We start from the raw sequence: 10,097 nt of genomic DNA, 5'->3' as shown, positions 1-10,097 counted from the left end.
CGACGCGGGTCGCGGTGGGCGCGGCTGCACATACTGCAGGCGACAACCACATCGGACATCACTGGTTACTGGTCCAACGGCTTCGGGCGTAGGGACGAATGACCCTAGGCGCAGCGACGTCGCGATTCCTACTGTGAATTGCGGCGAATAACCACCCACCAGCGAGGACTGGACAGTCGACGATGAGCACTCATTATGAAAACGGCCCGGCGCCAGGAGAATACAGCGCCGAGGACGACAACCAGCTCCAGCCGGAGGACACCCTGCTCGACCGCGGTGTCGACGATGTGCTCGACGAGGGCTACTCGCCACCCGAGCACCCGTACGGGCGTGGCGCCTTCGGCCCCGGCGAGAGCATGGATCAGATCCTCGCCGAGGAAGAACCGGATCCGGCCTCACGGATCGGCGTGATTCTCGACGAGGCGGAGCGGCAGCTATCCGACGACGCCGAGCGCGACGCCGAATTCCCGCAGCGGCGAGCCGACGTCGGTCGCGCGCGGGCCGGGCGGCTGATAGCACCCGACCAGGGGTTCGGCGAGGACACCGAGTCGGAGATGGTCGCCGAAGACGTCGGCATCAGCGGCGGCGCGGCGTCGGCCGAGGAAGCCGCGATGCACATCATCGAAGAGACGGACTAACGCAAAGGGCGCTCCCGCCATGAAGCTGCGGGTACAGATCAAGGGCCGCGACGAGACCGTCGAGTTCCCCGACGACGTCAGCCGCCCATCGAACGCGGGTCACAAGGTGATGAGTCGCAAGGTGATGATGGCCGCGATGGCTTGATCCGATTGAGTGAACAGGCCTTTGGAGTGACTGAAGGTGCGGAGACCCGTCCTCCAGGATGCGCTGGCACTTCGTCGCGCGGCTGCTGCGACCGATTGTGCTGGCGCTGGCGAAGATCCGTCCCGGGTTGACCTTCAACGTTGAGCCCTACTACGACCTGCTACGTGGTCTCGCCGTCAGTTCGTCGAGGGTTGTTACCAGACGCCGCTGGTGTCGAGTCTGCACTGGCGGCTTCGAGACTGCGTTCAGCGCTCGTTTTTCGCCTCGACGTCGCCGCCACCGCAGTCTCGACGCCTCAGCGAACGGGCCCGCCGAATTTACGGGCGGGACCGTCAAGTCGCGGCGACCGCCGTGTCAAGGACTAGCTGGCCGCCGATCCGCTTCACTGAAGACCATCAGCATCCGGGGTGCCGGCCTCGCTCGTGACCACACAGCTCGATCGTCCGGTCGAGAAGGTTGCCGCGCCGATCCCTGTTGCTGCACGGCGAACGTGACAACACCTTCCCGCTCGTCTTCACCGGGGCCCTGCACCAGCGGCTCACCTGCGACAAGACGATCAAGGTGCATCCCGGCGTCGGCTACTTCCTGGTGACGGACGACGCCGAACAAATCGCGCCGGAGATCATTGAGTGGATCGAAACGCGGTCGGCTGGGCCGTCGATGCGTTTGAGGACGCCTTCGCCTTCTCCAGCTCGCGCAGCAGGGACAGCGACAGGAAAGTCATCGGTCCCATGTCCTTGAACTTGCCGCCGACGTTGCCCGCGATGCCGCCCTGCACGGCGAAATCGCTGATCAGGTCGAGTTTGAGCTGTGAGCTGCCCTCGGCGAAGTCGAGATCGGCCAGGTCGACCCATACGATGTTGGGCCGGGTCGTGGATTCGTAGACGTACCGCTTGTTGGTCAGATCCAGCACCACCTGCCAAATGGTCTGCGAGGCGTCGGGCTTGCCCGGATCAGGGACGCGGAAGGGCTGGGCGGCGTTACGGATCACCGAGAACATGCTCGCAATCGCCTCCACCTGGTTGGACGGCTCGGGCAACCGGCCGGCGTAGAAGCTGGCCCGCGCGAACCGGTCGGAGGCCAGCGTCGAACCCGGCAGCGGCTTGGCGCCCCCGAGTCCCTCGAAGTTCTTCACCAACTCGAGCTGCTGATCGAAAGTGGGTGAGTTCGTCATCACCCGGAAGTCCCTGCTGTGGTAGACGTTCGGATGCCCGTCGACGTACTCGATAATCGCCGAGTCGCCGGTGGCGTCGTCGAGAGCCAGATGAATAGCCGGTGGGTTGCCGCCGGTGGGGTCGTCCATCTGGACCACCTGGGGGTTGGTCTCGCCGGTCCAGGCGACCGCCTCGGCCACGGTCGCGAAGTTGTCGAGGTAGTACTGCAGCCAGATCGCCTGACTCAGCTGGGTCCGCGAGTCGTCCGGCGTGCCGTAACTGGATTCGGCTAACCACAGCACGTGCCCGGCGAGGCCGGCCTCGTTGATGCCGTCCACCGAGATGATGTCGAACGCCGCCGCAATGACACTGCCGTACTTCGAGTTCCAGGTCAGCTTGCCGGCCACCCCGTCGTCCCGGGTCACCCCGCGCGGCTGCTTCCACAGGTTCGTCATGAGGTCCTTGTGGAAGTCCATGTTTCGTCCTACCAGAACCACATCGCCCGCGTCGGGCCACATAACTCGCGTGCACACCGCGACGATTCTAACTTTCCTCACGCGGTTCTGGGGGATGTCCACCTCGTTCGCTACAGCAGGCTGACGGTGGCTGCGATCGTAATGTCTTCGGCGCTGGTCGCAATCGTGCTGCCACCCCCGATCAAGAAGCTGACAGTGGACCCGGCAGCGGTCTCCCCTCCCCTGTGACCGCCATGATCGTCAACGGCACCGGACTGCTCATCTACGTCCTGATCGCCACCTGACACTGCCACAACTGGCCCGACTGTAACCGCGGTGAAGTACGCCGAGCATCCCTTTCTCGACCGCGACGACGAATAGGGTGGTGGTGAGTTTTCAAGCCGTACAGGATGTTCGAACTACCATGTGCCGCGTGATTGACGCATGAGCACTCGTAGAACCAGATATGTCAGCGTCGTCGTGCTCACAGCCGCAAGTTTCATGGCCTTGGCGCCCGCAGTCCACGCCGCTCCCGACTGGTCCGCGTTGAACGCCACCGGGTACACGGGTCCGATCCCCTCGAAGGGCGGCGAGCTGATCGGCTCCGCGCCGCTGTCTACGGCACTGTCGGTCCCGAGTGCCGCCCGGACCTATCGGATCCTGTACTCCACCAACAACCAACACGACGCCCCCGCCGTGAGCACCGCCGCTGTATTCGTTCCCAAGGGCGAGCCGCCGGCCGGGGGCTGGCCGGTGATCGCATGGGCACACGGAACCGTCGGGCTCGGCGACGACTGCGCACCCTCGGCCAACCCGCGCAGCGCCCGGGACAAGGAGTACCTGTCGCACTGGCTGGATCAGGGCTACGTCATCGTGGCCACCAACTACGCCGGTCTCGGTACTCCAGGCTTGATGAGTTACCTCAACAGCGTCGCAACCGCTCACTACGTGGTCGATTCGGTGGTCGCCGTCCACCAGATGCCGGATCTACAGGACAAGCTGAACAGCAAGTGGGCCATCATCGGGCAGTCGCAGGGCGGCGGAGCCGCGGTCAACTCGGCTGCGCACGCCACGGCATTCAGCGCCGGCAGCGGCCTCGACTACCGTGGCGTGATCGCCACCGGCACCCCATTCGGTCTGGAGACAACGGTCGGCGACGTAGGACCGGACACCCCGCTGCCGGCTGCGACCCCGCCGTTGGCCAATGCCTACACCGCCTACATCCTGGCGGGCTTCTCCGAGGCCAATCGGCAGATCGACGTGGACCCCGCGCTGACCCCCATCGGCAAGGAAGCGGTGCGGGATGCCGAAACGATGTGCTTGCATCCACTGACCACCACGCACGCCCAAGCGTCGCGTGGCCTTCGGCGTGCCCGCTACACTCACACCCGCCACGCCCTGACGACCAGGCCAATCGTCCGGAACGGCATGAGGACACCACGAACACCGCAGACAACCGCCCAGCGCTTCGACCGGCTAGATTTTAGTCAGGTATTCAAAGACGCCCCCGCCCTCGTAGCTCAGGGGATAGAGCACGGCTCTCCTAAAGCCGGTGTCGCAGGTTCGAATCCTGCCGGGGGCACCATCATTCTTGCAGGTCAGATCGGTTTCGCGGATTGTCCGCTTGATCTGCGCTTGATTCCTTTGTCCCAGGTCAGTTTGCTGGATGGCAGGCCACAGCCCGGAATCTGGGGTGTAAGTTTTGGTACGCGTTTTGGTACCACTCTCGGTACAAACAAGATAGATTTTGGGTATGTACGCCGACCGAGAAGTTTTCCCGAACTCACCGTTGGCGCTGGTGACCACCGAGGTTCGGCTCACAGACACCCCTCGCCTGCGGCAGCAGGAGACGCTTGACAACGTGGCTATCGCACTCGAAGGCCGTTTCCCTATCAGTAAGCCGCTAACCAGCACCAACGTGACGTTCAATGTGGGGAACGTCGCCCCTGGCGTTGCGCCGCAACCACAGGTGGAACAAGAGCGCCAGCTCCTGTTGACGAACAAAGCCAAAACGGAATCCGTTCTGCTCACACCGTCTTCCTTCGTCTGCGAGACCACCGCGTACCGCGAATTCGATGACTTCCGCGCCAATGTGGCAGCTGTCTGCAACGCGCTGGTCAACGCTAATGTGCGTTCGGGACTGGTGCGTGTAGGTATTCGTTACATCGACGAAGTTCGGGTTCCGGACCCGATACAAGACGCCCGTGGTTGGGGTAAATGGATTAGCAGTTGCGTCCTCGGGCCGCTAGCCGTAGGTCCCGACGATGTAACAGTGACTAATGCGCAAGGGCTCGTGACATTTGATCTCGGCGACGGGATGGGACTCAACTTCCAGCACGCGGCACTCAACCAAGCTCCCATAGTCCAACCGCAATTTCTGAACCGGCGGAAGTTCGACCCGGGTCCATTCTTTGTCTTGGATTTTGATGGATTCCGCGACTTCGGTGGACAGGACGCGGTTCTGTTGGACAGTCATGAAGTCACCGACGTCCTCACCGCAGTTAATGACCCCTTGGGCGCAGCATTCCAGAATGCAATCACTGACGAAGCCCGAAAACTATTTCGAGGAGAGACCGCATGACGACTCCAACAACGCGGACAGCCGGTACGGGTGCAAACTCCGGTGAAATCCAGGACTACACAGGTGTTTCCGAACACACCCGAACCAGTGCGTTGTCGCTACAAGCTGACTACCTCCGGACAGCATCTAAACTCTTCCGAGTGGAAGTCGAAGATGTGCACGAGCGGGCGCGTGAAATGGACTTGGCTGAGCGGGCATTATCCAAGAGCAGATACGCGGTCCCGGCACTACTTGACGAACTCGCCTATCAGCGCGGTATGGCATGGAGCCACATCGCCGAAATCGCAGACGTGAGCGTTTCCGCAGTTCGCAAGTGGCGCAAAGGCAATGACGCCACACCGGAAAACCGGAGCCGTCTGGCGAGGTTTGCAGCCCTTCTCGACATGCTGGAACAAAAGGGTCACATACAGGACCCCGCAAATTGGATGGAGATGGACCTACCACTCGGCGCTGGTTACCACATCAGACCGCTGGACCTATATCTCAAAGGTCACGATGTGTCGCTTCTCGACATCGCCGAGCACCGTAAGACGGTTCAGCACACTCTCGACGAAATCCAACCCAGATGGCGGGAGACCCGTAGCAAGTTTGAAGTGTTCGAGGACGCCGACGGATTCCGATCCATTCGGATGCGTGGCGAGTAACGGTCTCGTATGAAATCGATTGAGCCTGAACATCTGTACGACGAGCGGGGCGACGTCACGCGGAGTCGTCTGGTCTTTCAGGGCGATGTTTTCGACGGCATCGTATTACCGGGTTTTGGTGACGAGCCGCGCCTCGTGCAGGTGGTGGCGCATCCTTGCTCGATGCGCAGAGGCACTGACTTATGTCCACGGATCACGGTCGCTCCGGTCGAAAGCCACCAACGCATTACACATGATGGGTGGGATGGGAACGTCAGAATAATGCCGCTGGCGGATCTGATCGATGGGAAACACTATGCCGCGAAACTCGTTGACGTTACAGCAGCACCCGCCCACCTGTTGTCGACCAAGGCGCGAATCGCCACGCTGAGCGACCAAGGCATCTACGTTCTCCAGCAGCGACTTGTCAAGCATTACACCAGAGTTGAAGTAGACATCCCCACCCTCGCTGAACAATCTGCACCCGTCCTCTGGGAAATGCATCAGCAACGCGACTGGATCGAAACCGTACTTTACAACGAAGATGCTTGGACGGCAGATACTCTGAAAGCCGAGGAAGACGCTTTCGATGCGTGGCTTCGTGAAGGCGAACCGTCACGACGCGACCTCCTCAAAGACGAACACACGCACACTGATCTAAGAAGGCAGGCGCACCAGGCCGCAGTAGCTAGGCGCGATATAACCGCTTCGCAAGCTTGAGCAACCGCTGACAGCCCGGAAAAGCGGCATAGCCTGGGGCCTCAGCACTAAGAGGCCAGTTATCTTCGTGCACGACGTCACCCTGACGGCATCCTCCGAACCTGATACCAGCGTGGTTCCTGCCCAGGGCGTACGGTCTGCCGCTCACGACCTCCCCCCGGCCTCCGTACACCTGTCATGACAACGGCGTGGGGACGTTTGTCCACACGTAATCGACTCTAGCGCAATGTCTTTCGCTGTGCCTACACTCAACGAGCACAAGCGCCCCGCACCAGCGTCTCCGCGAGCGCGTGCATATCGTCGGGCGATGCCAACAGCGACTGGCCAAAGTACGTCCTTGATTCGAGCCGTGTCGCTGCGGTCGTTGTACGGCAAACTGGGCCTAACGTCGCATACGCCCCAAACCACGTGATTAAGGCAACCCGATGAACCAACCCGCACCCAAGCCCAAGACCTTCTACGAGAAGACCGTGCCTGAACTCAAAGATGAGTTGGTAAAGAAGGTCGGCGGCGGCAACTACCAATTCAGCCCCGCAAATTACCAAGACCAAATCGCTTTCCTTCAGGCCCAGGAATCGTCCGAGCGCGCCAATACCATCGCGGAAAGGTCGGCTCGGACCGCCCGCTTGGGGATCTTTGCGACCATCGGAGCCGCCGTCGCCGCCGTCGTGTCTGCTGTCGCCGCCGTGCTTGCGCTCAATCATCAGACAGCGGCACCGCCGTCACCGGTCCCGATCATCATCACCCAGACGGCGGTACCACCGGCCCCGGTCACGATCACTCAGACCGTTCTGCCAGCGCCGTCTGCGCCGACTCACCCTTAGACATTGACCCAACCCCACCACCGAGCGTTGTTCCACCGTAGGGCGGCGTTCGCATGCACGCCACGTCCAGCCTGTGAGGATGCTGCAAACGCCTGAGCAGCATCGTTTCGGCACCCGCTGTCGGCGACGCCGCGTACTATCTCCGCGCATGAAGATCAGTGCTGGGGGCCGGGCACGCGGTGGTTTTTATGTCGCCAACTAGACGACGCAGCAGTTCGAGCGGCGATGACGGCGCGCTGATCATCTTCTTGATTGGGGCCGCGGTGGTCGTGCTGGCAATCGCATGGCCTTGGTTTCTTGGAACCTATCTGGCCGTAAAGTTTGGAGCCGCTAACCCTTCGGCGGCGCGAACAATCACCGGTTGGGTGTTCGAGGCGGCATATCTCGCGTTCTTGGCGTCTATACCCGTCTATGTGGCAGCCAAGCGGTCAGCAGCCCAGAAGCTCGCTTTAGCCGAGGCCGCTGAACAGGAGAGGATCGCCGCGAAAGCCCGTGCAGAAGCCGCCAAACGCGCCGCCGAAGAGGCCCGGATCGCTGCGAAAGCCCGTGCAGAAGCTGCCGAGCGTGAGGCAGCAGCAGCAAAAGCCTGGCAACACGAGCGGTGGACCCACGATGTCAACCTAACCGGTGACGACCTAGCGCGTGTCCTAGCCATCGACGGCATCGACCCACAAGTGGATGCCGAGAATGCGCGCATCGAAGCGCAGGTACGTGCTCTCAGTACCCTGCTGACACGTGGACTAGAGAACTTGCCGTCGACCGCCGGCGGGACAGATGTACCAGCAGGCTACCGCGAAGGGGATCCGAACGGCGTCGCCGTTTGGGTCAAATCCATCCTGACGACAATGCAACCGCATCTGCCCGACGGATTCGAACCAAACGTCAAACTCGCATACTCACCCGAATCGCGTCAGCTGGTGGTCGAGTACGAACTTCCCACAGCAAAAGTGGTACCGACAGTCAAAGCGTACCGATACGTGCGAAGCACAGACCGGCTAAGACAGACGATGCGACCCGCCGCGCAAGTGAAGTCTCTTTACTCGGGCGCGATAGCGCAATTGACCCTGTTGTGCCTAGCGAACGTGTTTGATTGTGACACAAAGCAGCACATCGATGTCGTCGTCTTCAACGGCGTTGTCGACACAATAGATCCGCGCACCGGAAAACCAACTCGGCCATGCCTAATCACAGTCCGGACGACCCGAGATACGTTCACCGCGATTGATCTCGACCGGGTCGACCCCGCGGCCTGCCTGAAGCACCTGAATGCCGGAATCTCCAGGAGCCCCACGGAGTTGACGCCCGTGCGTCCTGTGCTGGAGTTCTCAATGGTGGACCCACGATTTATCACCGAAACCGATACCCTTGGAGAACTCGATCATCGTCCCAACCTCATGGAACTCACGCCGCAACAGTTCGAATCGCTCATCCAGAACCTGTTCGACAAAATTGGCCTAGACACTAGGCAAACACGACCGTCCAGGGACGGCGGTGTCGACTGCGTCGCCTACAACACCGATCCCATCTTGGGCGGCAAAGTCGTGATCCAAGCAAAGCGATACCAGCACACTGTTGGCGTCTCTGCCGTCCGCGACCTCTACGGCACACTCCAGAACGAGGGCGCATCGAAGGGCATACTTGTCACGACAAGCGGATACGGCAGAGCATCCTACGACTTCGCCGAGGGGAAACCGATCGAGTTATTCGACGGCGCAAACCTCTTGTACCTCCTCGAAACCCACGCGGGCATCAAAGCTCGGATCGAACCGCCAGACGACTGGCAAGATCCGGTGCCTGACTCGGGCGAGCTACCGAAAGCGTCGCCCCAATGAGCACTGACGACACTGCCGCGTCGAAACAGGGCGCAGATGCCGACACGACTCAGGTGCCGCCGCCCCCGGTCAATGAACCAGAGCTGGCCTGGTCACAGGATGACGACACCGATGAAATGTCGAGCACTCGGCATGGTCGACTCGTGTGGGCCGGTCTCGCTGTGCTTGTCGCTGCAATAACTGCTGCGCTCGTTTTATTGGTGTCAACGCTTATCGGCAGGCACAGGACAAACAACACTCAACCACAGCCGGCTCCCCCACAAGATGTGACTACAGCCAAGGCTTCCGGGCCACCCGTGGCCTTGCCGCCTACTGTCACGCCGCCCCCTCCGACGCCGATTCGGTCAACCCCGGCGGCGACGTGTACGTGACCAACGAGGGCGGTACCACGGTGACGGTGATCAACCCGTCCATCAACACCGTCACCGCCGCCATCGGCGTCGGCAGCGAGCCGTCCGCAGTGGCGGTCAACCCCGGGCACGACGTGTACGTCGCCAACTTGGAGAGCGGCACGGTGACGGTGATCAACCCGGCCACCAACACCGTCACCGCCACCATCGGCGTCGGCTCCGGTCCCGAACGGGGTGGCGGTCAACACGGTCACCGGCGACGTGTACGTCACCAACGAGGACAGCGGCACGGTGTCGGTGATCAGCGGGTAGTGGTGTGCCACCGCGGCCCTGCTCAGCGCGAATCGGCGCTACATACCCCTCGACCTCGACCTCGCTGTGTGCCGCCCGAGCCAGGTCAGCAACCCCAGTAGGCAGGGCCGCGTCCTCGGGTCCAGCCGCTCCTACAACCACGACATTCTCTGACAAGGGTTGTGACGCAGAGGGATTCAGGCAATGCCAGAGACGTGTAGCAGTTGCGTTAACAGGCAGCCCTTGGGCGATACCGTCGTCGTTTGCATAGAACACGACACGCTCGCCCGCCGGGGTGTCCCCATACACAGCTTCGATGAAGCCGCCGCCGATGCGTTGGTACCAGTGATAGTCCGGGTCGATCAGCGATGGTCGCGGCGGGACGCGGCAGGTTCGAATCCTGCCGGGGGCACCAAGTTGAACAGCGCAGATGCGACCCCGCGCAAGATACGCACAACAAGGCGTACCGGTGTGTCCCCGACAA

The 10,097-nt window shown here is 61.6% G+C and carries 9 protein-coding genes, 1 tRNA gene and 2 pseudogenes; 10 read left to right on the top strand and 2 right to left on the bottom strand.

The annotated features are described in order from the left end of the window. Nucleotides 1-182 precede the first annotated feature (182 nt). Both AC2VOK_RS11400 and AC2VOK_RS11395 read left to right on the top strand, forming a co-directional pair. Nucleotides 183-638 carry a DUF5709 domain-containing protein gene (locus AC2VOK_RS11400; RefSeq protein ID WP_428900565.1) on the top strand — a complete coding sequence of 152 codons (456 nt, stop codon included), beginning with the start codon at nt 183-185 and terminating at the stop codon, nt 636-638. A gap of 19 nt (nt 639-657) precedes the next feature. Further along, nucleotides 658-783, top strand: coding sequence for a hypothetical protein (locus tag AC2VOK_RS11395; RefSeq protein WP_428900564.1), 126 nt, complete (start codon nt 658-660; stop codon nt 781-783). Nucleotides 784-1,405: 622 nt separating this feature from the next. Here AC2VOK_RS11395 and AC2VOK_RS11390 read toward each other — a convergent pair. Next, nucleotides 1,406-2,470 carry a linear amide C-N hydrolase gene (locus AC2VOK_RS11390; RefSeq protein WP_428900563.1) on the bottom strand — a complete coding sequence of 355 codons (1,065 nt, stop codon included), beginning with the start codon at nt 2,468-2,470 and terminating at the stop codon, nt 1,406-1,408. A gap of 1,431 nt (nt 2,471-3,901) precedes the next feature. Between AC2VOK_RS11390 and AC2VOK_RS11385 the strand changes: the two genes are divergently transcribed. The 8 genes and pseudogenes from AC2VOK_RS11385 (at nt 3,902) to AC2VOK_RS11350 (ending at nt 9,634) form a co-directional block, all read left to right on the top strand. Beyond that, a tRNA-Arg gene (locus AC2VOK_RS11385) sits at nt 3,902-3,977 on the top strand. A 168-nt stretch (nt 3,978-4,145) separates the two neighbouring features. Continuing rightward, nucleotides 4,146-4,973, top strand: coding sequence for a TIGR04255 family protein (locus AC2VOK_RS11380; RefSeq protein WP_428900562.1), 828 nt, complete (start codon nt 4,146-4,148; stop codon nt 4,971-4,973). A 140-nt stretch (nt 4,974-5,113) separates the two neighbouring features. After that, nucleotides 5,114-5,617 (top strand): hypothetical protein, encoded by a 504-nt coding sequence (locus AC2VOK_RS11375; protein ID WP_428900561.1) that lies wholly within the window; start codon nt 5,114-5,116, stop codon nt 5,615-5,617. A gap of 9 nt (nt 5,618-5,626) precedes the next feature. Then, entirely contained in the window at nt 5,627-6,316 is a 690-nt protein-coding gene (locus tag AC2VOK_RS11370; protein WP_428900560.1) for a hypothetical protein, read from the top strand. A 425-nt stretch (nt 6,317-6,741) separates the two neighbouring features. Next, entirely contained in the window at nt 6,742-7,140 is a 399-nt protein-coding gene (locus tag AC2VOK_RS11365; protein ID WP_428900559.1) for a hypothetical protein, read from the top strand. Nucleotides 7,141-7,298: 158 nt separating this feature from the next. Beyond that, nucleotides 7,299-8,972, top strand: coding sequence for a restriction endonuclease (locus AC2VOK_RS11360; protein ID WP_428900558.1), 1,674 nt, complete (start codon nt 7,299-7,301; stop codon nt 8,970-8,972). A 145-nt stretch (nt 8,973-9,117) separates the two neighbouring features. Next, a pseudogene (locus AC2VOK_RS11355) lies at nt 9,118-9,504 on the top strand (YncE family protein); the annotation flags it as partial. A gap of 52 nt (nt 9,505-9,556) precedes the next feature. After that, a complete protein-coding gene (locus tag AC2VOK_RS11350; protein WP_428900566.1) occupies nt 9,557-9,634 on the top strand; it encodes a hypothetical protein in 78 nt (25 codons plus the stop codon). Nucleotides 9,635-9,742: 108 nt separating this feature from the next. Here the strand turns inward: AC2VOK_RS11350 and AC2VOK_RS11345 are convergent. Next, nucleotides 9,743-10,012 (bottom strand): annotated as a pseudogene (locus AC2VOK_RS11345) (DUF3846 domain-containing protein); the annotation flags it as partial. Nucleotides 10,013-10,097 lie beyond the last annotated feature (85 nt).

This window comes from Mycobacterium sp. TH-M116 (assembly GCF_057473685.1).
The sequence above is the reverse complement of the archived record's forward strand: the minus strand, read 5'-3'. Positions and strand labels throughout refer to the sequence as shown.

What these genes read in the sequence shown, in the direction of transcription:
- AC2VOK_RS11380 (WP_428900562.1), top strand. Translation starts at nt 4,146, where the DNA reads ATGTACGCCGACCGAGAAGTTTTCCCGAACTCACCGTTGGCGCTGGTG.
- AC2VOK_RS11395 (WP_428900564.1), top strand. Translation starts at nt 658, where the DNA reads ATGAAGCTGCGGGTACAGATCAAGGGCCGCGACGAGACCGTCGAGTTC.
- AC2VOK_RS11400 (WP_428900565.1), top strand. Translation starts at nt 183, where the DNA reads ATGAGCACTCATTATGAAAACGGCCCGGCGCCAGGAGAATACAGCGCC.
- AC2VOK_RS11370 (WP_428900560.1), top strand. Translation starts at nt 5,627, where the DNA reads ATGAAATCGATTGAGCCTGAACATCTGTACGACGAGCGGGGCGACGTC.
- AC2VOK_RS11365 (WP_428900559.1), top strand. Translation starts at nt 6,742, where the DNA reads ATGAACCAACCCGCACCCAAGCCCAAGACCTTCTACGAGAAGACCGTG.